The sequence below is a fragment of the Flavobacterium davisii genome (assembly GCF_042182265.1).
Lineage (GTDB): Bacteria > Bacteroidota > Bacteroidia > Flavobacteriales > Flavobacteriaceae > Flavobacterium > Flavobacterium davisii.
The window spans coordinates 2,711,085-2,733,426 of the sequence record NZ_CP097869.1 but is presented as its reverse complement, the minus strand read 5'-3'; the positions used below and the strand labels follow the sequence as shown (position 1 = coordinate 2,733,426).

At 27.4% G+C, this 22,342-nt stretch carries 21 protein-coding genes; 9 read left to right on the top strand and 12 right to left on the bottom strand.

The features are described 5' to 3' along the window. Positions 1-72 precede the first annotated feature (72 nt). From NAB20_RS11680 to NAB20_RS11655, 6 genes are all read left to right on the top strand, one after another. Positions 73-297, top strand: a complete 225-nt coding sequence (locus tag NAB20_RS11680; protein WP_105197131.1) for a hypothetical protein — start codon at positions 73-75, stop codon at positions 295-297. 182 nt (positions 298-479) lie between these two features. Further along, positions 480-716 (top strand): hypothetical protein, encoded by a 237-nt coding sequence (locus tag NAB20_RS11675; protein ID WP_375605169.1) that lies wholly within the window; start codon positions 480-482, stop codon positions 714-716. Between the two features lie 98 nt (positions 717-814). Then, positions 815-2,143: a radical SAM/SPASM domain-containing protein gene (locus NAB20_RS11670; RefSeq protein ID WP_105197129.1), complete on the top strand. Its 1,329-nt coding sequence runs from the start codon at positions 815-817 to the stop codon at positions 2,141-2,143. Then, complete coding sequence (locus tag NAB20_RS11665; protein WP_375605168.1) at positions 2,121-4,340, top strand: peptidase domain-containing ABC transporter; 2,220 nt, start codon at positions 2,121-2,123, stop codon at positions 4,338-4,340. The genes NAB20_RS11670 and NAB20_RS11665 overlap by 23 nt, the downstream gene beginning before the upstream one ends. A gap of 659 nt (positions 4,341-4,999) precedes the next feature. Beyond that, positions 5,000-5,440, top strand: coding sequence for a hypothetical protein (locus NAB20_RS11660; protein WP_088393051.1), 441 nt, complete (start codon positions 5,000-5,002; stop codon positions 5,438-5,440). Between the two features lie 3 nt (positions 5,441-5,443). Then, positions 5,444-5,635 (top strand): hypothetical protein, encoded by a 192-nt coding sequence (locus tag NAB20_RS11655; RefSeq protein ID WP_088393049.1) that lies wholly within the window; start codon positions 5,444-5,446, stop codon positions 5,633-5,635. Here NAB20_RS11655 and NAB20_RS11650 read toward each other — a convergent pair. Both NAB20_RS11650 and NAB20_RS11645 read right to left on the bottom strand, forming a co-directional pair. Then, positions 5,630-6,073, bottom strand: a complete 444-nt coding sequence (locus NAB20_RS11650) for a hypothetical protein (RefSeq protein WP_105197125.1) — start codon at positions 6,071-6,073, stop codon at positions 5,630-5,632. The two genes, NAB20_RS11655 and NAB20_RS11650, sit on opposite strands and share 6 nt — an antisense overlap. A 443-nt stretch (positions 6,074-6,516) precedes the next feature. After that, the gene (locus NAB20_RS11645) at positions 6,517-6,873 is read right to left on the bottom strand and encodes a hypothetical protein (RefSeq protein ID WP_127823035.1); all 357 of its coding nucleotides are present in this window, start codon (positions 6,871-6,873) and stop codon (positions 6,517-6,519) included. 110 nt (positions 6,874-6,983) lie between these two features. On the opposite strand from NAB20_RS11645, the gene NAB20_RS11640 reads away from it, so the two are divergent. Beyond that, positions 6,984-7,178, top strand: a complete 195-nt coding sequence (locus NAB20_RS11640; RefSeq protein ID WP_014164422.1) for a hypothetical protein — start codon at positions 6,984-6,986, stop codon at positions 7,176-7,178. A 743-nt stretch (positions 7,179-7,921) separates the two neighbouring features. Here the strand turns inward: NAB20_RS11640 and NAB20_RS11635 are convergent. From NAB20_RS11635 to NAB20_RS11615, 5 genes are all read right to left on the bottom strand, one after another. Next, positions 7,922-10,141 carry a bifunctional (p)ppGpp synthetase/guanosine-3',5'-bis(diphosphate) 3'-pyrophosphohydrolase gene (locus NAB20_RS11635; protein WP_105196911.1) on the bottom strand — a complete coding sequence of 740 codons (2,220 nt, stop codon included), beginning with the start codon at positions 10,139-10,141 and terminating at the stop codon, positions 7,922-7,924. 716 nt (positions 10,142-10,857) lie between these two features. After that, positions 10,858-11,460: a DUF937 domain-containing protein gene (locus NAB20_RS11630; RefSeq protein WP_105196907.1), complete on the bottom strand. Its 603-nt coding sequence runs from the start codon at positions 11,458-11,460 to the stop codon at positions 10,858-10,860. A gap of 53 nt (positions 11,461-11,513) precedes the next feature. Next, positions 11,514-12,452: an NAD(P)-dependent oxidoreductase gene (locus NAB20_RS11625; RefSeq protein ID WP_127823037.1), complete on the bottom strand. Its 939-nt coding sequence runs from the start codon at positions 12,450-12,452 to the stop codon at positions 11,514-11,516. Between the two features lie 15 nt (positions 12,453-12,467). Further along, entirely contained in the window at positions 12,468-13,538 is a 1,071-nt protein-coding gene (gene serC, locus NAB20_RS11620; RefSeq protein WP_375605788.1) for a 3-phosphoserine/phosphohydroxythreonine transaminase, read from the bottom strand. A 134-nt stretch (positions 13,539-13,672) separates the two neighbouring features. Beyond that, on the bottom strand, positions 13,673-14,731 hold the full coding sequence (locus tag NAB20_RS11615) for an acyl-CoA reductase (protein WP_375605167.1): 1,059 nt from the start codon (positions 14,729-14,731) through the stop codon (positions 13,673-13,675). A 142-nt stretch (positions 14,732-14,873) separates the two neighbouring features. On the opposite strand from NAB20_RS11615, the gene NAB20_RS11610 reads away from it, so the two are divergent. Both NAB20_RS11610 and NAB20_RS11605 read left to right on the top strand, forming a co-directional pair. Next, a complete protein-coding gene (locus NAB20_RS11610) occupies positions 14,874-15,224 on the top strand; it encodes a 4Fe-4S dicluster domain-containing protein (RefSeq protein ID WP_088394250.1) in 351 nt (116 codons plus the stop codon). 211 nt (positions 15,225-15,435) lie between these two features. Further along, positions 15,436-16,149 (top strand): lysoplasmalogenase family protein, encoded by a 714-nt coding sequence (locus tag NAB20_RS11605; protein ID WP_105196910.1) that lies wholly within the window; start codon positions 15,436-15,438, stop codon positions 16,147-16,149. Between the two features lie 299 nt (positions 16,150-16,448). Here the strand turns inward: NAB20_RS11605 and NAB20_RS11600 are convergent, their stop codons facing one another. The 5 genes from NAB20_RS11600 to NAB20_RS11580 all read right to left on the bottom strand — a co-directional run bounded on the left by NAB20_RS11600 (position 16,449) and on the right by NAB20_RS11580 (position 22,291). Further along, complete coding sequence (locus NAB20_RS11600; RefSeq protein WP_375605166.1) at positions 16,449-16,769, bottom strand: rhodanese-like domain-containing protein; 321 nt, start codon at positions 16,767-16,769, stop codon at positions 16,449-16,451. Between the two features lie 112 nt (positions 16,770-16,881). Next, positions 16,882-18,279 carry a tetratricopeptide repeat protein gene (locus tag NAB20_RS11595; protein WP_127823038.1) on the bottom strand — a complete coding sequence of 466 codons (1,398 nt, stop codon included), beginning with the start codon at positions 18,277-18,279 and terminating at the stop codon, positions 16,882-16,884. A gap of 187 nt (positions 18,280-18,466) precedes the next feature. Next, positions 18,467-19,759, bottom strand: coding sequence for a TIGR00341 family protein (locus NAB20_RS11590; protein ID WP_127823039.1), 1,293 nt, complete (start codon positions 19,757-19,759; stop codon positions 18,467-18,469). Between the two features lie 225 nt (positions 19,760-19,984). Then, positions 19,985-20,437 carry a nuclear transport factor 2 family protein gene (locus tag NAB20_RS11585; protein WP_375605165.1) on the bottom strand — a complete coding sequence of 151 codons (453 nt, stop codon included), beginning with the start codon at positions 20,435-20,437 and terminating at the stop codon, positions 19,985-19,987. 315 nt (positions 20,438-20,752) lie between these two features. Continuing rightward, on the bottom strand, positions 20,753-22,291 hold the full coding sequence (locus NAB20_RS11580) for a DEAD/DEAH box helicase (protein ID WP_105196940.1): 1,539 nt from the start codon (positions 22,289-22,291) through the stop codon (positions 20,753-20,755). Between the last annotated feature and the right edge of the window lie 51 nt (positions 22,292-22,342).

Genomic DNA, 22,342 nt, shown 5'->3' with positions numbered 1-22,342 from the left:
TTTGCGCAAATTAACCGACTGCTCGGCGAAATAATAAGCAGAAATAACACAATAACATTTATTCTAGTAAAAATGAAAACAAACAAAACAGAAAAATTTGATCTATCAAAATTTGAAACTCTTGAAATTAATGGTGATATATTAAAAGGAGGTTTCTCTACCGCTTTGACAATAAATGGGGTAGGAGGTATGTTAAAAGAAGGAGACAATTATTATAAATGTGGACAAACTAATAATTGTCAAAGCGGAAACTGCGTTGCAGGCTGTGGAGCTGATACCAGTGCATTAGAAGTTTAATAATTAAATTTAATGAATAAAAGAAGATGTCCGGAAAGCCTATTATCTCCAAAAGGCAAAAATATTTTATGCTAGGAAGAACATTATATAATATAAATTTTTAGGTTTCTAATCATCTAGAGAAAAAATAAATATTAATATATACTTTTCGGACAACTTCTAATTATAAATCCATTCAATTTATGAAAAATATTAATTTTGAAAAAATAGATCAAATTGATAATCAAAAACTTATAGGAGGATTTTCTAACGTTTTTACTATAAACGCTATTGATTATCAAGAATCTAATTTAGCCAATAATTGTCATGGAGGAAATTGTGCAGCAGCTACTTGTAAAAAGCAAAAAGTAACAAAAGAAAAAGGTATAAACAGTAACTGTATAGGGAACTGTGTGCCAGGTTGTGGTACAAAAAAGTAGATAAAAAAACAAATAAAAAATCTTTTTATATCCTTTATCAAAAGGCAAAGTGTGTATTATTTTAATTTTAAAAATAAATAATCTAAAAAAATAAAATTATGAAAAAATATAGCCGCTTTAATACGATATTGCCTTATGAAGGGAAATATGCGTTGTATAATTCATTAGAACAAAAATTTCTTTTCATAGAAGGGGAATTAAAAGAAATATTAAATGCTTCTATTATAGAAGGAATTAATGGTTTAAAAGAAATACATCCTACTTTTTTTAACTATTTATCCGAAAATAATTTCATTATTGATAACGATATAGATGAAACAGAAAAATTGAGAGAAATAAGTAAAAAAACAGATGAAAATCACACAACCTTTTTACTAACAGTAAATCCTACAATGAATTGTAATTTTAAATGTTGGTACTGCTATGAAACTCATATTAAAGATTCTAAATTAGAATATTCCGTTCTAGACTCAGTAAAAAAAATGGTTACAAAAACCATTTCAAAACCAGAGATAGAATATTTTTCCTTATCATTTTTTGGAGGAGAACCCCTGTTATACTTTAAAATGAACGTTGTCCCATTGATTGATCATGTAAGAGAAAAAAGTATTTATCATAATAAAAAATACGCCATAAGTTTTACTACAAACGGATACTTAGTTAATGATTATTTTATAGAATATTTTCAAAAAAAGGATATGTATGCTAGTTTACAAATCACTTTAGATGGTTATAAAGAAGAACATGATCAAGTTCGGTTTGTAAATAAAAAAAAAGGAAGCTATAATGAAATTATAGCAAATATTAAAAAATTACTTTTAAATGAACGTTTTAATATTACACTCCGTATAAATTATACCGATAAAAATATTCATAAATGTTTTAAAATCATTGATGATTTTGAAGACATCCCGATGGAAATTAGAAAAGACAAATTACTGATAGATTTTCATCGCGTATGGCAAAATGATCAGTTGGATAATAGTAATAAGATTTTAATGGAAAATGTTGCTATTATGCAATCCAGAGGATTTAAAACCAATGTTATTTATTCTCCAAATAATGTAAAAGCATCTTGTTACGCAGATAAAAGAAATAGTGCAACAATTAATTATAATGGAGATTTATTTAAATGCACTGCAAGAGATTTTCTTTCTGAAAATAGAGCAGGATATATTTCGAAAGAAGGAGATTTAATTTGGGAAAATGATTATTTAGATAAAAGAATGGATTCTAAATTTAAAAACAAACCCTGCCTTACTTGTAAAATTATGCCATTGTGTAATGGAGGATGTACTCAACATGCTATGGAAAATGAAGGAAAAGAATATTGTGTTTTTCATGGTGATGAATCTGAAAAAAATAAGGTTGTTTTAACAAAGATAGAGGAAATACTAAAAGAAAATGCGATATTACAAGAAGCCTAAAATAACTTTTTTTAATCAACTTGAAAGTACTGATTGTGGTGCTGCATGCTTAGCTATGATCATTAGTTATCATGGAAAAAAAGTTACACTATCCCAAGTAAAAGAACAATTTGAATTTACTAGAATCGGGGTTTCTATTCAAGATATAGTAGAAGTAGCATCAAATATAGGATTTCAAACAACCCCTTTAAAATTAACACAACAAGAACTTGAAGAAATCCCTTTACCTTCAATTTTATTTTGGAAACAAGATCATTTTGTAGTACTTGAAAAAATAACCTACAAAAAAGGACAAATTTTATATCATATATTAGATCCTGGTTACGGGAAAATAATTTTAGAAAGTAAAATATTTGTAAAAGAATGGCAAGGAAATAATGAAAAAGGAGTAGGTATTGTATTTCAAGAAACAGAAAATTTTAAAAAATTTAAATGGCAACAAGAAGTAAAAAAATCAATATCAAAATCACCTCTATTTAGAATCGCTTTTACTTTTCTAAAAATAAATAAGTGGAAGTATTTAAGCTCAATTATACTATTGATTATAAGTTTAATTACTTCTTTTTTTATTCCATTTACCTTTCAGAAAATTATTGACTCAGGTATTAACTTAAAAGAAATTCATATAGTTTATTATTTTTTAGTTGCACAAATGGTACTTTTCATATCTAGTTTTATTTCTGATTTTTTAAGTACCTTATTTTTAACAAAAATCAATTATCAATTAAGCATTTTATTAAAAGAAAATTTACTACTAAAATTAATGCGCCTTCCTATTCGATTTTTTGATACCAGACTTAATACAGAAACCTTACAACGAATTCAAGATCAAAATAAAATACAAAATTTTATCACTTGGAAAGGAATTGATTTTAGTTTGAGTATTTTTAATATACTAATATTTAGTAGTTTACTTTGTTATTTTAATCCTATTATATTTAGTATATATACGACTTTATCGGTATTTTCAATAATTTGGGTTGTCTTTTTTTTACGTAAAAGGGCCATGTTAGAATACGCTATGTTTTTAGGGCAGTCTGAAAATAGTAATGGCATTTATGAATTTGTAATGAATATGCCTGAAATAAAAATAAATCACGCTCAATATAAAACAGTAAATAAGATATTAGATATTCAGAAAAAAATAAATAAACTAGAACTTCGCAATTTATTTCTAAATATGTATCAAAATATAGGAGTTGAATTTTTAAGTAAATTTAAAGAAATCATAGCTATTGCCATTTGTGCTTATTTTATTATAAAAGGAGAAATGACATTAGGTACATTATTAAGTATTTCATACATAATAGGTCAGTTAACGACTCCTATTCAAAACCTAGTTACATTTGTTAGAGATACACAAGATACTTCAATTGCTAACAAGCGTATAAGTACGATTTACGATAATGAAGAAGAAGATCATAAAACTAAAATAAATGTAGCAGATAATATTTTTAAAACTATCAAAATAAAAGAAGTTTCTTTTAAATATCCTGGGAATTTTAATCCATTTGTTTTAGAAAATATATCTTTCTCAATTCCGCAAAATAGTATTACTGCAATTGTAGGAGCAAGTGGAAGTGGAAAAACATCTCTTTTAAAATTATTACTTTCTTATTATCCTTCAACAAAGGGAAACATTCAATTAGACGAATTAGATTTAGAAAAAATTTCGGCTAATGATTGGAGAAAAAAATGCGGTATTGTTTTACAAGATGGTAAAATATTTAGTGGAACAATTGCAGAAAATATTGCAATATCGGATGAAATAATAGATGAAACTAAATTAATTAACGCTGCCAAAATGGCAAATATTTTAGAATTAATAAAAATATTACCTATGGGATTTAATACTAAAGTAGGGAACTCAGGTATAGAATTAAGTGGAGGACAAAAACAACGTATCTTAATTGCTCGCGCTGTTTATAAAAATCCAGAATTTATCTTTTTTGACGAGGCTACTTCAGCATTAGATGCAGAAAATGAAAAAATAATTCATGATAATCTTCAGATGTTTTTTAAAGGTAAAACAGTTGTTATTATAGCACATCGTTTATCGACTGTAAAAAAAGCAGATCAAATTATCGTTTTAAAACAAGGGCAGTTAGTAGAAAAAGGAAATCACCAAGAACTGGTTGATAAAAAAGGAGATTATTTTAACCTAGTAAAAAATCAATTAGAATTAGGAAACGGATAACTACTATATGACAAAGTTTTTTAATAATAATTCACCTATCTTAAAAAAAGAGATAATTTGATTTTAATTTTTGGAGATCTCTTTTTTTGAATTTTATATAAAAAGATCTTTTTATAACTTCAATAAGCCTTTTGAATTTTAACAAAATATACGGGAAAACCTCAGTTTTATTAAAATTAAAGCAAGTAAATTGCGCCCTGTAAGACTTCTTAATTAATAATTAAAGTATTATTGATTAATAGTTGCATTGTCTATCTTTTAAAGATAGAAATAGCATAGTTACAGTTAAAATAGAAAAGGGATTGGACCCCCTAAATGGAAACTCTAAAAAGAATATCGGGTTAAAAAGGCTGTTAACGCCTTAGGTGTTTAAAAGTGATTAAAAAATATGGTTTGTTTTAACTTTATATCTTTTAGAGTTTTTAAAAATTTAAGAATGGACTTCTTTAAGTAAAATTCTTTTTTTAGTATAAAAAATATATAAACTTTTAATTTTTAGCTCTTTAATAATGTAAGTGATCTAGGGATTCAACGATTTGATTTCATAGTTAATAAAAACTAAGATCAGACAAAAAGAGATTAGTGATTTATATTAATCATTTTTTTAGAAATTAAATAGATAAAGAGGTATAGTAAGACCTCTTAAGAATTGATTAAAAATGTATAGAACTTTAGGCTCAATATTTATTATAGCATCTGCGTTAATATCTTATTTAGATAAATATGTAATGTTTTATAATGTTAACCTTAGTAATAATTATGGTTATAATAATTCAGTTGATTTAGTTTGTGCAACATCTATCATTGTAGCTCCTATTTTGATAGTTATAGGTGCCAATTTGAGACCTTATAGAATTAGTTATATATTTCCTTTTTATACCTATACGCATTATTTATTATGGGTTTTAAGAGAAGATAAAACAGATTATGGATGTTCAAAAATTCACACAATTTTTTTAGTACTCTTATTCATTTTTTTTATAATAGTAATGTGTAAAATAAAAAAGAAAGAAAAAATTGAAAAGGAAGAAACGAAAAAGAAAATTATGTTTCTTGAAAAAATGTTGGATTTATCATGTATAGTAATAAATAAGTATTAGCTTATGAGTAAATATGATGAATTAATACGTCTTTCAAAATTAGCCAATGAGTCGTATGATAATGATGAAATAGATGAAGATACTGTTAGGAAAATATTTTCTCAATGTTTAAAAGAATACAGGAGAATACAAGCTGAAGAAAATTCAAAAATAAAAAGAGATTGTGTTAATATGTTTTTTAAAAAGCCTCTATAATTGAGGCTTTTTCGTTTTTTTTATCATTTTGTTTAATTGATTTATTAATTCTTTTTCCTTAAAAGTTTCATATAAATAATCAATTTTGTCATCTATTGTATGTACTAAATCAGTATGATATGACTTTTCTTTATAAAAAGAAATTTGCTCCTTTAAGAAATCATTTTGTTCTTTAAGAAAAGAAATTTTATCATAAGCCTTTTTTAATTCTATTTTTAAAGAGTTTAGTTCAGGTTCATTGTAATTATAATTTTGATCTAATTTATTTTCATTAATCAAATAGTTATGTAATATTTGTAGAGTAGATTTTCTTGGTTTTTTTGAAGTACCATTCAATATTTTGTTAATACCTACTTCTGTAAGTTTTGTTTCTTCAGCTATTTTATAACCTGTTAACCCCCTTTTTTTAATTTCTAAAATTATAGTATTAGCATCCATTTTTACTTATTTTAGCTTTTAAAAGCATAATAGTTATGTTAAAAACATATATTTAGCTTTGTATTTACATAACTATTATGTATGTTTGTCTCTTTGGACAAATCTAACAAAAAACTATTTATTTGAATTTAGAATTTAAAAAATAATGCTAAATATTATAAAAGAAGAATAAAAAAATATTAATTATCGTTTCAGTGTTAGTTCATGATTATTTTAATAAAATATTTTTTATCTATCTTAATATGAGTAGATTAATAAAAAAACATCTTAAATTAATTTGAATAAAATGGGAGATAGGTAATGAAATTAATATAATAAGATGTAGAATATACATAATAAGTTGGTTAATGATAAGGGCAAAAAATAAAAATAAGTTTTATTTTGAAAGTTATTTTTTTAACATAATTACGATAAAATTTTAGTGTTTTTTTGATTTTTATACTTTATTGTTTTGTTAGACGTGCTTTTAGAATAAAATTTTCTTCTGTAAGTGAATTTATCTTTTCTTTTAATAAATTTATTATTTCTTCTCTGGCTTCGGCTAATTCTTTGTAATTTATTTTTTCATTTTCATTAATTTTATTATTATTATTATAATCTTTTAACATATTGCCTTCTCCTTTTAATAGCCATTCAGGGTTTAGGTCTTTATAATGTTCTATAATTTTCAAATAATTGTCTGTTCTTATTGCACCTCTTTTATCAAGGTAACCCATTGCAAAGCCTAATTCTTTGCAAAATTTATAGGGTGTAATTGTTTTGTAATTAATATATTGTAGGATTCTTTCTTGGATGGACATGGTGTTTGAAAAAAAGTTAATAAATCATAATTTGTTTGAAAAAAAGTATATATATTTGCTTGTGCTCTTTGTGAGTACATTTACAAATGTAAATATAATAAAGCAAGTTTATGGGGTCGTCAATTAATTTAGGTACTAAACATCATCAAGTTCTTAGGAAAGAGTTTCAAGAGGTTTCAAGACAAACAATTTATAGCGCTCTTAGATATTTCAATAATTCGGAAACAGCACAAAAGATACGTAACCGAGCTATAGAATTATTAGAAGAAGAAATAAAAGAGTATAAGGATTTTAATAATAAATAGTATGCTTGGATTAGTTTTAAATATTGAATAAAAGAGTAAAGTCATAAATTATGTTTTTATATATACCTTCAAATATGTTCAACTAAAAAGTTTAATATTTATTTTGTTTCTTTATGCTATAGCGCAATTATTTAGTTTTTTTTATCGCACAGATCTAAATTGTTTTATTGTGGATTTTTAAAACTTTAACAAATATACAAGGAAGATGGGGACTTTTTTGTTATTTTTTCGTTATTAAGTTATTAAAACACAAAAAAAATATACCAAAAAGAGGTATAAATGTTTGACTGTAGATATTTTAATCTTAAGTAGAACAGTAAACTTAAGATGAAAAAAGGGCTGGTTTTATAATGTTTAAAACCAGCCCAAATGTTTTAGATTGGAGTTCTTCATTTTTTGAATTTATTTAATCTCAAATGTAATATTAGAAATCTATTTTACTTTATTTTTCTTCAAGTTCAAACATGTATTCCATTTTAATCATTAAAATAGTTCATTATTTTTTCTTTTAATTTTTTTTTAAGACTTGAATTTATTGAAAAATTTTGTTTCATAATGAAGTCTAATGTCTAATTTTTTGGTTAATAATAATTAATAAACTCAAAAAAATCTTCTGTCTACTAAAACTTTATTCATTATATAATCTAAAAAATATTTTTACTAAATTTTATTTAAAAATGTATGAGACTTGGGGATAACGAATATCATTTGGTTTGTAATAAATAGTTATTAGTTTTTTATTTTTAATTAGTGTATTCTCGTGTTACTTTTTCGACTCCGTCAATTCTTTTAATTCCTTCAATCATTTTTTTTAGTATGGAAATATTAGGAACTATTACCGTTATATGTCCTGTGAAGAGTCCTGCTTCTCCACTTAAAGAGATACTTTGGATGTTTACATTTAAGTTATTAGAAATAACTCTCGTTAATTCGTTAGTAAGTCCAAGGGTGTCCATTCCTGTAATTTTTAATGTAGCCTTAAAATCTTGTTGAGTAGAATCAATCCATTTTGCAGAGATGATACGATAAGCATAATGAGATTGTAAGCTGATAGCATTAGGACAATCTCTTTTGTGTACTTTAATACCTTCATTTATAGTTATAAAACCAAAAACGGGATCGCCAGATATAGGGTTGCAACAACTAGAAAGTTTATAATCTAGGCGATCTTGTTCTGTTCCAAATACAAGTAAATCATATTTTTGAGTTATTTCTTCTTTTTGAATGCTTTCTGGATTAAATGTTTGTCCTTTTTTTATTTTTCCTCTAAAGAAGTTAATGAAAGTATTGTTTTTTTGAGCAGCGTAATCTTTTAGTTGTTGATTGTCTATAGAACCAATACCTACTCGATAAAACAAGTCTAAACTCGTTTTTAATCTTAGGAAAGCTACCAGTTCATTGATTGTATTTTCATTAAAATTTATTTTTAAGTGGCGAAGTTTTCTTTCTAGTATTTCTTTGCCGTCTTCTGCAATTTTTTTAGTGTTTTCATTTAAAACATTTCTAATTTTATTTTTAGCTCTTGAGGTAGTAACATAATCTAGCCATGTAACGGTTGGTTTTTGATGTTGAGAAGTGATAATCTCTACTTGATCACCACTTTTAAGTTCATGATTTAATGGTACTAATTTACCGTTAACTCTTGTACCTCGTGTTTTGATACCTATTTCAGAATGGACTGAAAAAGCAAAATCTAGAGCAGTAGCTCCTTTTGGTAATGATTTGATTTCTCCTTTAGGGGTAAAAACATATATTTCTTTTGCGTAAAGATTCATTTTAAAATCTTCAACAAAGTCAACGGCATTACTATCTGCATTTTCTAAAGCTTCTCTTAAGAGGTTTAACCAAGTGTCAAGACTCGTTTCTTCTGTTGCTCCTTGTTTGTATTTGTAATGTGCAGCATAGCCTTTTTCAGCAATTTCATCCATTCTTTCACTTCTGACCTGTATTTCTACCCAACGTCCTAAAGGTCCCATTACGGTTATGTGTAGTGCTTCGTATCCAGTAGATTTGGGAGAAGAAATCCAATCTCTTAAACGGCTAGGTGAAGGGCGGTAATGATCTGTAACAATTGAATAAATTTTCCAAGCTAGGAATTTTTCATCGTGTGAATTGGATTTGTATACGATTCGTAAGGCGAATTTGTCGTATACTTCATCAAAACTTACTTTTTGTACTGCCATTTTTCTTCGAATGGAGTAGATTGATTTAGGCCTTCCTTTTATTATGTAATCTATTCCTTCTTGATCTAATGATTTTTGTAAAACATCAGATATGCTTTTTATATAAGCATCTTGCTCTTCTTTTGATTCTTTTATTTTACTAACAATATCGCTATATACAATGGGTTCAGTATATTTTAATCCTAAATCTTCTAGTTTAGTTTTTATATTATAAAGTCCAAGGCGATGGGCTAGGGGGGCATATATGTAAAGTGTTTCGGAAGCAATTTTTAACTGTTTGTGTTCTGCCATTGATTCCATTGTTTGCATATTATGTAAACGGTCGGCTAGTTTAATGATAATAACTCTTACGTCATCATTGAGTGTTAAAAGCATTTTCCTGAAATTTTCAGCTTGCATTGATATGTTCATATCCTTTTTAACTTGTGAAATTTTAGTTAAGCCAGCTACTAATTGGGCTACTTTAGGATTGAATGCGTTTTCTATTTCTTCTACGGTTATATCTGTATCTTCTACCACATCATGCAATAATGCAGCAGCTATACTTGTAGCTCCCAATCCAATTTCTCCAGCCACAATTTTGGCAACTGCTATGGGATGGAAAATATAAGCTTCACCTGATTTTCTCCTTTGATCTTGGTGAGCATCAACCGCAAAATCAAATGCTTTTCGGATCATTTTTTTGTCTTCATCACTTAACGTTTGATAGCTTATACGAAGTAGTTCTTTATACTCTTGTGCGATTGCTTTATTTTCTTTTTCGATGTCAATTTCAACCATTACTTTTGGGGTATATATGTTGCCTAAATTTAATAAAAAAAACAATTATATGAGAAAAAATGTTATTTATTTTTTTAAAAAATATAAAAAATAGCAATATTTATAACTAAAAATTAAATAGATAACTTTTTGATGGATTTTATATTAGTTTTATTGGAAAATATTTTTTTTTAAAATCAATTATAGTCTGATGTTAATAGGAGTGTTTAATTTTTTAAAAGGGTTGTAAAATATAGATGTGTAATAATGATTTTAAGTTTATTGATAAAAATATTTTCAAGTATAATTTAAGACCATTTATTATTAAGATATAATGATTAGTTATCAAATGAGTATAAAATTCTAATTGATTTTACCCAGATTTCAAGAAAGTATTGTTCTTTGACAGATGAGGGCTAACTTGCATTTGTGAGCGAAGCCTATGTATAAAATGGTGAATTTATCCCCTCCTAAATTTTGGCTGAAATGTAAAAAGGCTTCCATTTGGAAGCCCTTTGATACAAATCAATGATCAAACACCATGTTGTCTCATATAGAATAATTTTAGATACGTTAGATAGAATTACGCATTAGAAAAATAAATTTTATAACTTATTGAAATAAAATGGTTTAGGTGTCTGGTGATTTTAATTCTTAATTTTGTATGGTTTTGATAATTAATAAAATGTGTTTTTTTAAATCTCTAACGCGTAATCAGGATTTAAATAACATAATTATTATTTACCAAAAAGCTTTCCTAATAATCCACTTATACCTCCTTTTTTATTAGCCACAGCCATAGCATCGTTAATACTTAATTTACCGTCACCATCTTGGTCTAACATAGATGTAATGGATGAATTTTTCCCTAATATATTTTCTAATAAACCTACTAAATCAGTACCATTTTGTATATTGGCTGATTTTGCTTTACCTGCTAAGAAAGACATTAGTAAAGGGGCTGCCATTTGTAAAATAGAGTTAATTTTGTCTGTTGCAATACCCGTGGACAAACTTATGTTTTTTTCTAAAAGTGATTGGTTATTGCCTAAAATATGCTTTAATATTTTTGATCCATCTTGCGTTTCTATTCCATCATTAACCAAACTTTTAGGATTCTCTAATGAATTACTATTTTGTTTGTCGTTTAGTAATGCTCCTAATAAACCTGTAGCATCAGTTTCAGTACTTAAATTATTTTGCATTGCATTGACTAGCAGAGGTAATGCAGAATTTAATACATTTGTTGTTTCCCCTTCAGATGTACCTACTTTATTACTTATATTTTCAATAATTTGTTTTCCTACTCCGTTATTGATTAAATCTAAAATTCCTGACATTTTTATTTGTTTTTTGATTACAATATAAAAATAATAATTAAAATGGATATATTTTATATATATAAATCAATAATTTTATGAGCCATTTCCATGCTCATTTTTTCTAAAATTTCAGAAGTAGTGCCTCCAATATGTGGTGTTAATGAAATATCAGGATGCATTAATAATTGTACGGCGGGATTAGGTTCTCCTTGGAAAACATCTAAACCAGCAAAGCTGATTTTTTTGTTTTCTAAATAGTTAATTAAATCTACTTCATTAATCAATTCCCCTTTGGAACAATTAATGATACCTACACCTTGTTTCATTTTTTCAAATTCGGTAGCGGTTAAGAGATAGTTATTTTGCTCTGGCACATGTAAAGAGATGAAATCGGCCAAAGGGAGTATGTTTTCTAGAGGCATTACATCAATTGGAATTGTTATTTTTTGTCCTGAGAAAAATTCAAATTCAATAGGTATTTGTTTTGTTTCTTTAGCTGTAGCAATAACTTTCATTCCTAATCCTAGTGCTTTTTGAGCTACAGCCTTACCAATTTTTCCTAATCCAATGATTGCTAAAGTTTTTCCTTTTAATTCTAACCCGTTACCATATACTTTTTTTAATTCATGAAAATGAGTATCGCCTTCTAGTGGCATATTTCTATTGGAATCATGTAAATAACGAGCACCCGAAATAAGATGTCCTATTGCTAGTTCTGCAACAGCATTTACAGGGGCATTTGGTGTATTTAAAAAAATTATAGTATCTGGAAGGTTAGGAGTAATCATTTCAATACCTAATTTGCCGATTACTTTTATATTAGAACAAGTATCGATAATGGATTGGTTGATTTTTGTAGCATTCTGTATAATAAGTATTTCTATTTGATTATTATTAATATAATTACTTAACTGTTCTTGTGCTACTTTGGTAGTCAATACTTCAAAACCATTTTTTTTTAATAAGGAAATGGCTTGACTAGATAAACCATCATTGGCTAATATTTTCATTTATAAAGGTTGTTTTTAAACTAAATTTTCTAATTCTTTCATTACATTCACCAAGATTTGAACGCTATCTAATGGTAAAGCATTATAAAGAGAGGCTCTATAGCCGCCAACAGAACGATGACCTTTTAATCCTGAAATACCTGATTTTTCCCAAAGTTGATCAAATAGTGTTTCATGTTTTGTGTTTTTTAGTGTAAATGTAGCATTCATTAAACTTCTGTCTTCAATAACAGCAGTTCCTTCGAATAAAGGATTTCGATCTATTTCATTGTATAATAAATTGGCTTTTTCATTGTTTATTTTTTCAATAGTATGAATTCCGCCCATCTTTTTTAACCATTGTAATGTTAGTAAGGAGGTATAGATAGAAAAAACGGGAGGAGTATTATACATGCTTTCTTTAGCAATGTGGAGTTGGTAGTCTAGCATAGATGGAATAACACGCCCTGTTTTTCCTAATATTTCTTCTTTTACAACAACTAGAGTTACGCCAGCAGGTCCCATGTTTTTTTGAGCACCGGCATAAATTAGATCAAATTTGCTAAAATCTAATTTTCTTGAAAAAATATCTGAACTCATATCACAAACCATGATACTATTGGTTTCAGGAAATGATTTCATTTGAGTTCCATAAATAGTGTTGTTGCTGGTGCAATGAAAATAATCTAAATCATTAGGTATATTATAATCTTTAGGAATGTGATTAAAATGTTCCTTTTTTGAAGAGGCTAAAATAAGGGTTTCACCAAAAAGAGTTGCCTCTTTAATTGCTCCACTTGCCCAAGTACCTGTTTCTAAGTAACCTGCTTTCCCATTTACTTTCATTAAATTATAAGGAACCATTAAAAATTCGAGACTTGCTCCTCCATGCAAAAAAAGAGCTTGATAACCTTTGTTTTGTAAGTCTAAAAGTTCAAGTGCTAAAGAACGGGCTTCTTCTATAACAGTCACAAACGCATCACTACGATGTGAAATTTCTAGAAGAGATAATCCCATACCATTGAAATCTAAAATAGCTTTTGCAGATTGGTTAAATACTTCTTGAGGTAAAATACAAGGGCCTGCACTATAATTGTGTTTTTTCATAGTTTGCTTATTATTAGATTTAACATATAATCGATTGGCATTAACACGAGCTTCTAAGTTAAAGCGAGGTTCGTGTACATGAGTTTCTTTTTCTTTTTGTCCTTTTATAATATCTGAAAATTTGATACTCATTTTTATAATAAATTTAAAAAAGCAATAGTATCAATATTATCTGCATAATCCCAAAGTTTTGGTTTTTGTGTTTGGCCAAAGGGAATACTGTTTTCTGTTAATTGGTTTGAAACAATACATTGGATGAGATCTTTATCGTTAATAAGACGATTTTTAACGTCTTCTATATTATCATAATATTCATAGAATAATGAAGAAATAGGAGAAGCGTAACTATTATCTTCTTTTATTGTTAAGAACTCATTGTCTAGTATATTAAATAAACTCATTAAAAAAACGGCTTTGTTGTAGTCGTAATTATTAGCATATTTTTCATAATGAATAATATCACCATAAGGATAAATAGCTTCAAAAAATAATTTGAAATCATAATTTTTAGGAACAAAAATTTTGGAAACATTACGGCAACCTAAACCAAAATATCTAAAAATATCATCACCTAACAAAAATAAATCTTCTTTACTTTCAGTACCATCTAATAAGGCTACAGAGTTTCTATTTTTGCGTATAATAGCAGGTTTATTCCTAAAATAGTATTCAAAATAACGAGCTGTATTATTGCTTCCTGTAGCAATTACGGCATCAAAATTTTCTAATTTTTCTTCTGTAAAAAAAATTCTTTCTTCAAGTTTAGGCTCTATTTTTTTTAAATATTTAGCTAAAAAAGGGAGTAACTTTTGATCATTAGATGATAACTTAGCTAATACCTTATTTCCACTTACTAAAACAGATATAAAATCATGAAATCCTACTAAAGGTATGTTGCCTGCTAAAACAAGAGCAATTGTTTTAGGTGATGTTTCGTTGTAAGTATAAGGGCTTAGCCATTTAATCAGATTTTTTTCTGTTAAAGCTTCTGTCCAAGATTGAATTGAAAAATAAACTTGTTCAGTTGTAAACCATCCATTATGTGCTTTTGATATTTGTATAAGTTCAGCAAATGAGTCAAAAAAAAGTTCGTTGTAGGCTATTTGATTATTTACTAAATTGCCTTGTGGAGTAAATTGTTTTAGAAAATTTCCTAGTTTAGAAAATGCAATAATAATTTCTTTTTGTGACATAGGTTACTTGCTTATATATGGTTTAGGTTGTATTTTTGTACAAAAATAAGATATTTAGCTTTAGACTGTATGTACTTCCTCTAAAGCTTTTAAAATAGTTGAACGCTTATAGCTTAGGGCTTGAGGCATAAAGCATAAAAATATGGCAATTATAATTACAGACGAATGTATTAACTGTGGGGCATGTGAGCCAGAGTGTCCTAATACTGCAATTTATGAAGGAGCGGATGATTGGAGATGGAAAGATGGTACAAAATTAACAGGTAAAATAATTTTAGCTGATGGAACGGAAGTAGATGCAGAAGCTGCACAAACACCTATTTCAGATGATGTATATTATATTGTTCCAGGTAAATGTACTGAATGTAAAGGATTTCATGAAGAGCCACAATGTGCCGCAGTATGTCCAGTAGATTGTTGTGTTCCGGATGATAATCATGTAGAAACAGAAGAAACATTATTAAATAGACAGTCTTTTTTGCATAATGAATGATTTTTTCTTTTAAAGAAAACAAAAGGCTGTTCGTAAATGAACAGCTTTTTTTATATTTTTTTAAGAATATCGGAAAGATTTCTTTTATATGATATTGATTCTTTTTTTTTATGTAAACATAAGGAAATAAGTAGGGTGTGCTATTTTTTTAAAAAAAATTAATTGTAATTTTAGAATCACAAATAAAGAGTTTAATTTATTTTTAAAAGATATGCTTCACAGCGAAAAACAATCTCAAGAAAAAGGATTTTTGATTTTATTTTTTATAATTGGATTATTTGAAGTTATAGCCGAATATTTCAATCAAATTTTAATGATATATATATTAAAACCTTTATTGATGCCTATCATGATGTTCATGTACTGGAAGGTTTCTTATGAGCGGAATATTTATTTTTTGTTATCTCTGTTTTTTCTCTTAATTGCTAATATCCTTTTTGTTTCAAGAACTTTTAATAGTGCTGTAATAGCTTCTGTTTTCTTTTTTATATATAGAGGTCTTGTAATATACTTGGTAATTCAAGATCAGCCAATCAAAAAAAAGTTACCCGTTGTAATAGGGAGTCTTCCTTTTTTTACGGCATTTGGGTATTTAACTTTTTTAACTAAAAATGAATTAGATAAAGGTATCTATATTTATTTGATACAAGTGTTGTTTCTTTCTTTTTTAGGAGGATTAGCTCTTTCAAATTATATGATTAATGAATGTAGAAAGAATTTTTGGCTTCTAATTAATGCTGTTTTCTTTGCAATTATTCAGTTTCTTTTAGTGCTGAAGCTTTTTTATTTGTCAACAGTAATTTTTCCTGCTATATCTATGTTGTTGTATTTATTTGCTCAATTTGCATTATATAAATATATGTTAGAAAGAGAAAAAGGATGTAATGAATCTAAAGATTATTTTTTGTTAGACGACGTAGAATAAGATTTAAAATCAATATACAGGTTGCCAAAAAAAGTATTAAAACCTTTATTAATTATGATAAAAAGTGGTAGATACCTTTATTATTTTTATGTTGTATATTTAAATTAGGTTGTCTAGACTTTTAGGATGTCTTTTTTTAGGTAGTAGAGACTTTTCGAAAAACAAGAATAATATTTTGAAATATCTTATATTCTTTATTGCTAAATCTGGATACTTTTTCCTTGCTTCTAAAAAGAAGTAATTAAATAAAGTAAATTGTGTTTTTTGAAAAATCTCTGTATGTATGTTTTAAGAAATAGTTATTTGTCTTTTAATTGATTTACAGGACCATCCCATTCTGAAAAACCTCCAATTAGATTATAAGTTATGTTAAATCCCATTTGATTCATTATCTCGCATGCTTGAGCACTACGCCCTCCTGCTTTACAATAAACATAATAATTTTTATTTTTATCTAATTCATCTACTTGATAAATAAAGCCTTGACCTTTATAAATGTCAATATTAATAGCATTGGGAATGATGCCATTTGAGCATTCATCAGCTGTACGTACATCTAATACTACTGCATTATCATCCTGTTGCAACTTAGTCCACCAATCTTCTTGTGTTAAATTCATAATCTTTATTTTTACCAAATTTAAAAAAAGATCTGTAAAAATTTAATTTTAAAATAAAAAAATCTTAAGATTGTTTATTTTGAAAAAAATCGATTGTTTAATCTTAAATTTATTACAAATCATTATATTTTTTAATTGTGTTTTGAACGATTTCTAGATTAAATACTGAAGGAAATAAATCTTCTAGTATCGAAAGCATTTTAGAGTTATGATGTAAGGCATTGGTTAAATGATACAATCCTTTTGTTAGATTATGAGTTGTGTAATACAAACCTGCTAATCTATATTCTATTTGGTAATGATCTGCAAAAAGAAGGTTTGCTTTAATTAAGGTTTCAATAGAGGCTTGATATTCTCCTATAAAAAGTTGTGTATCAGACCAAAATAAGATGGTTTCTAATTCGTTATCTCCTAATTCTACAGCTTTTTGATATCCTTCTTGTGCTTCCTCAAATAATTCGAGCTCTTTATTTATTGTAGCATATCGTTTCCAATATAAAGAATTTTCAGCATCTATACCGATTGCTTTATTTACATAATAGAGTGCTTTTTGAAAGTTTTTTTGACGTATATAAAAATCGGTTATAGCAATCCATCCTTTGTCTAAAAGAGGATCTTCATGAACTGTTTTGTTGTAATAGTTTAAAGCTTCAGATTCATTGCCCATTTTTTCAAAGCATTTACCTATTCGTAATAAAGCATACGATGTGGGGTCTTCTAGTCGAATGGTTTCTTGGTAATTCCAAATAGCTTCTTCATAGCGTTCTAAATGTTCGAGTGCTTTGGCTTTTTCCATAAATGCCCCCATGAATCGGTCGTCAATTAGACTTGCATAATCAAAGGCTATGTAGGCCTCTTGATATTGTTGTATACTAAAGTTTAGTCGTCCTAATTGATGCCAAGCAATTTCACTATATGGATTAAGGTCAATATAGTTTTTTAAAAATGAAATGGCTTCAGGGTATTGTTCTAAAAATTCAAAACAATAAATGACATTATAGAGTCCTGATTGTTCTTCTGGTTCTTCTTCTAAACAAGCAATAAAATGTTTTTTTGCTTGTTCTAGTTCATCCATAAACAAATATTCCATCCCTAAGAGGTTATGCACATCTGCGTAGTCATCTGTATACTGCAAAGCTATTTTAAGAAATTCAACAGCTTGTTTATGATCATCTCTTTTAGAGCAAATATTGGCTTTTTGTATAAAGATTTCTTCGTTTGTGGGTTCTATGGCGTATAAGTCATTAAGAAGTTTTTCGGCTTGTTCTAGTTTGTCTTCAAAAATGAGCATTTCAACTTGAACTAATTTTAATCCAAATGATTTAGGGTGTTGTTCTAGTCCTAGTTTTAGTGCTTTTTTAGCTAAACTAGTTTTGCCTATATCCATATAATGGAGGATGATATCCTCAAATTCTTCTGAATCAAAAAACAAAACCTTATTGGTTTTTAACATGGATTCAAATTTTGATAAGGATAAACTGTAATCTTCTTCATCGTGACTCAAATACATACTCCTAAGTTTTATATCCTTACTAAAAATAGTAAAGTGGCTGTTTATAATAGATTAAATAATATTTTTTTGAACAATTTAGCAAACAAAATGGGTATTGTTTTTAATTATTGTTTTGGGATTGCTATTTCATTCATTGCCTCAATAATAATGCCAGATCCTTTTAATATTTTGTTGTTTGATCGTATTATTTTTTTATTAGTTCAATGTCTTGGGTTTGTAATTTTTGACTTAACCATTTTTTGATTTTTTTCGTATCTACTGCATTATTGTCAGATTCGTAGAGTAAGACAATAAATATTTTTGGATTGTCATCAATTGTGTTAGTTAAATGTTTTCCTAATGATACATTTTTTAGTTCAGGAAATAATATAGCAATTTCTTCTAAGGTTTCCGTGTTAGAAATTTTATATTCATTTAATTCTTTTTGTAATTTATTTATCAGTAGATCTTTTTGGTCAGATGTTTTGTTTTTTATCGCAATCTCATTTAAGATTTCATCTTTTAAATCTTTTGGATCTTGTTTTATTTCTAGTACGGTATTTGTTATTTCGTATTTAGAAAGTTTTTCATTCAACGATTTCGTTTCGTTTTCACTAAATTTTTTGCTTAAGAAAGCGAGTTCTATCGTTTTAGGGTTTGTATTGTGTTTTGTTTTTTTATAAATTATAGTATACCCTTTGTTTGTTAGTTCATGCGTTAGAAAATCTTCTATTTTTTGATTGTATTTGTTTTCTTGAAGTAAGCTGTACGCCATATAAAAACTAGGAACTATCATAATTAAAATGAGGATTGAAATGCCATATCGTATTTGCTTTTCGAATTTTTGATTGAGTGTTTTTATGGGTTTATAATTTAAATATTTAAGTACTAGAAAAGTTGAAATGCAAATAAAGAAGCAATTGATGGAGTATAGATAAATAGCTCCTAGAAAATAGGAAAAATTGCTAATAGCAAGTCCATGACCTGCTGTACAAAGAGGGGGCATTAAAGCTGTGGCAATAGCTACTCCTGGTATAGGATTGCCTTTTTCTACTCTAGTAATAGCAATAACGCCTACTAAACCTCCAAAAAAAGCAATTATAACATCGTAAATATTTGGCGATGTTCTTGCTAATAATTCTGAATTAGTATCTTTAAAAGGACTAAAATAAAAATAAACGGTTGCAACAGTAAGGCTTAGTAGGGTAGCTATTACTAAATTTTTAGAAGATTTTTTTAATAATTCAAAGTCATAAATTGCTAATGAAAAACCTGCGCCAACAATTGGTCCCATTAATGGAGAAATAAGCATTGCACCTATAATGACAGCTGTAGAGTTTACATTTAATCCAACACAAGCAATTACTATTGCGCAAGCCAATGTCCATAAATTGGAACCTCTAAAAGAAATATTAGATTTTACAGTTTCTAAAACTTTTTCTTGTTTTTCTTCTCCTTCATTTAAATTAATAAAGTCGTAAATTTTCTTTTCAATCATTCGTTTATTTATTTTAGGATATTGTAAATTTTAATAGATATTCCTTGTTAATCGATGGTGTTTGTAAATATAAAATAAAAAATAATAGGTGCAAAATAAGGGAGATTTTTGTATAAAAAGAAGGGAATTTGTGTTTAAATAAAAATATTTTATATCCTGATTTTTAGCTTTTTATGTTTCATTGTTTTAATTTTTTATTTATGTAATTTAGTTTCTTAAATTGATTTAATGTTGATTGACGTTATGATATTGCCATAATACATTTACTAATATCCATTTCCCATTTAATTTTACTATGTGCATATAATCAATCCATTCGTCTGCAATTAATTTTATAGAAGCGGTGCGATTTGAAACGTCTAGAAAAACAACTTCTTTTTTAGGTTTTTTAGGAAACTGGTTACCATTTTTGTTATATGATTCTGCAATTAAGATCATAGATTCAGTAGTCGTTTCTCTTAGAAAGTCTTTTCCTGTAGATTTATCTTTCCAAAAAGTTCTTTTTACCATTCTAGGGTGTAACGCATTTCCCATTTGTATTGGATTTGGGTTATGTTGTGATTCAATATAATCTAAAGCAACCCTTTTAATGTCTAAACTGTCTTGTTTTGTTTGTGCAAAGGATTTACTAAAAATAAAGAAGAGAAAAAGAAGTAAAAATATTGGGTGTAATTTCATTCTATTTAATTTTAGATTTTTCAATATTTTTTTGAATAAAAATAAATTGCGATTATACAAAAAGTATTTTAGCAAAATAAGGATTTTTTATCAAATGTAAAATGATAGAATAAAAGATAAAGAAAGAATTTATGAAATCAATATGATGAATAACAAATGAGGGTAAGTAGGGGGGTATATCTTATGTATTTTGTAAATTAATATAATGAAGATTAAAGTGTGGAAATCACAAGAAGAAGTCATATAAGGTTGATAACATGACTTCTCCTATTGTGAAAGAGGCAACCAAACTAAAATTTTTGTTTTCTTTATGCTTTAATCTTCCATCGCAAAAAGGCGCTCTCTATATAATTTACCAATAGCTACTTGCAAGCGTGTTTTATAATCATCTACTAACCATTCACGGTAGTTTTTAGTTGAATTAGCCAAACAACGACAAAATATTTTTACTCTATATTCAATATCTTCTATGAGATATTTAGCAAGTTGTTTAGCTTCATTTAATTCTTCAGCGTTATCTACGCACATGCTCGCATGATTTAAGATAGAATCCTCGATAACTACTTTTGGACGTAGGTTTTTGGCAATAGCTTTATTGAATTCTTCTTCTATGTCAAATTCTACATTTAAAGTATTTTTAAAACGCTCACGGACGTCTGCGGGCATTTCGTATTTAAAATAACGTTCTATTTCAGCATCGCTGCGTAAATTTTCGATATAATACTCAGGTGTTTTAAAAATATGTTGCCAATCTATTGGGTCATCCCATAAACCAAATCGGGCAGCATTATTTCCTAAATCTATAATGCTAAATTCATGTTTGTGAGGTAAACGTCTAGATCCGCGACCAATCATTTGAAAATAAAGAGTCAAAGATTTAGTGGCACGATTGATGATAATAGATTCAACAGTAGGTTCATCAAAGCCAGTTGTTAATATACCTACAGAGGTAAGTACAGCATTGGGAGTGTGTTTAAACCATTTTAAGATATCTTTTCGATCTTCATTACTGGTAGTGTTGTCTAAATGACGTATGTCGTAACCTGCCTTTTTAAAAGTTTCATATACATACAAAGAAGTATTGATTCCATTATTAAAAATTAGGGTTTTTTTACCTTTCGATTTTTCTTCATAGGCACTCAGTAGTTTAGATTGCATATCTAATTGAGAGTAAAGCTCATCAGAAGATTTTACTGTATAATCACCATTAATACCTACTTTAAGACTTGACAATGTAACATCATAACTATATGTAGTAGCTTTAGCTAAGAATCCATTTTCTATTAATTTTCTAATAGGGTCACCTACAATAAGTTCTTTGTAGTTTTCGTACATAGGCAGTTCTATGTTAGAGCTTAGTGGGGTAGCTGTAACACCTAAAATAAATGAATTTTTAAACCGATTTAACAACTTTCGGAATGAATTATAATGTGCCTCATCTATAATTACCAACCCTACATTGTCAATTTCTAATAAATCATCATTTAAACGGTTTTTTAAAGTTTCAACCATGGCCACAAAACAAGAGAAATCATCTTGATCGGGTAAATCTTTTACTTTTGAATTAATGATTTTATTTTGTACCCCAAAGTTATGTAACATCTTAGAGGTTTGCTTACATAACTCAATACGGTGTGTAAGTACTACTACCTTTTTTTGATGTGTTTCTATATAACGGCGTACAATTTCAGAAAATATAACCGTCTTTCCTCCACCTGTAGGTAACTGGTATAAAAGACGATAATTGGAAGACGTATTGTCCATTCTGTCAAAAATGGTATTGATATCGCGTGACTGATAATCATAGAGTGTTTTTTTGTCTTCAAATACTGTTTCTATATCGCTTTGCATCATACCTTTCTTGAAATTTTTGCAAAATTACATTTAAAAAACTGTTTATAGATA

Excerpts from the sequence above, each read along its gene's own strand:
- NAB20_RS11655 (WP_088393049.1), top strand. The coding sequence starts at position 5,444 with ATGAGTAAATATGATGAATTAATACGTCTTTCAAAATTAGCCAATGAG.
- NAB20_RS11680 (WP_105197131.1), top strand. The coding sequence starts at position 73 with ATGAAAACAAACAAAACAGAAAAATTTGATCTATCAAAATTTGAAACT.
- NAB20_RS11665 (WP_375605168.1), top strand. The coding sequence starts at position 2,121 with ATGCGATATTACAAGAAGCCTAAAATAACTTTTTTTAATCAACTTGAA.
- serC (WP_375605788.1), bottom strand. The coding sequence starts at position 13,538 with ATGAAAAAACACAATTATAGTGCAGGCCCTTGTATTTTACCTCAAGAA.
- NAB20_RS11610 (WP_088394250.1), top strand. The coding sequence starts at position 14,874 with ATGGCAATTATAATTACAGACGAATGTATTAACTGTGGGGCATGTGAG.
- NAB20_RS11640 (WP_014164422.1), top strand. The coding sequence starts at position 6,984 with ATGGGGTCGTCAATTAATTTAGGTACTAAACATCATCAAGTTCTTAGG.
- NAB20_RS11650 (WP_105197125.1), bottom strand. The coding sequence starts at position 6,073 with ATGGATGCTAATACTATAATTTTAGAAATTAAAAAAAGGGGGTTAACA.
- NAB20_RS11670 (WP_105197129.1), top strand. The coding sequence starts at position 815 with ATGAAAAAATATAGCCGCTTTAATACGATATTGCCTTATGAAGGGAAA.
- NAB20_RS11615 (WP_375605167.1), bottom strand. The coding sequence starts at position 14,731 with ATGTCACAAAAAGAAATTATTATTGCATTTTCTAAACTAGGAAATTTT.
- NAB20_RS11580 (WP_105196940.1), bottom strand. The coding sequence starts at position 22,291 with ATGATGCAAAGCGATATAGAAACAGTATTTGAAGACAAAAAAACACTC.
- NAB20_RS11660 (WP_088393051.1), top strand. The coding sequence starts at position 5,000 with ATGTATAGAACTTTAGGCTCAATATTTATTATAGCATCTGCGTTAATA.
- NAB20_RS11605 (WP_105196910.1), top strand. The coding sequence starts at position 15,436 with ATGCTTCACAGCGAAAAACAATCTCAAGAAAAAGGATTTTTGATTTTA.
- NAB20_RS11645 (WP_127823035.1), bottom strand. The coding sequence starts at position 6,873 with ATGTCCATCCAAGAAAGAATCCTACAATATATTAATTACAAAACAATT.
- NAB20_RS11600 (WP_375605166.1), bottom strand. The coding sequence starts at position 16,769 with ATGAATTTAACACAAGAAGATTGGTGGACTAAGTTGCAACAGGATGAT.
- NAB20_RS11635 (WP_105196911.1), bottom strand. The coding sequence starts at position 10,141 with ATGGTTGAAATTGACATCGAAAAAGAAAATAAAGCAATCGCACAAGAG.
- NAB20_RS11590 (WP_127823039.1), bottom strand. The coding sequence starts at position 19,759 with ATGATTGAAAAGAAAATTTACGACTTTATTAATTTAAATGAAGGAGAA.
- NAB20_RS11625 (WP_127823037.1), bottom strand. The coding sequence starts at position 12,452 with ATGAAAATATTAGCCAATGATGGTTTATCTAGTCAAGCCATTTCCTTA.
- NAB20_RS11595 (WP_127823038.1), bottom strand. The coding sequence starts at position 18,279 with ATGTATTTGAGTCACGATGAAGAAGATTACAGTTTATCCTTATCAAAA.
- NAB20_RS11585 (WP_375605165.1), bottom strand. The coding sequence starts at position 20,437 with ATGAAATTACACCCAATATTTTTACTTCTTTTTCTCTTCTTTATTTTT.
- NAB20_RS11630 (WP_105196907.1), bottom strand. The coding sequence starts at position 11,460 with ATGTCAGGAATTTTAGATTTAATCAATAACGGAGTAGGAAAACAAATT.
- NAB20_RS11675 (WP_375605169.1), top strand. The coding sequence starts at position 480 with ATGAAAAATATTAATTTTGAAAAAATAGATCAAATTGATAATCAAAAA.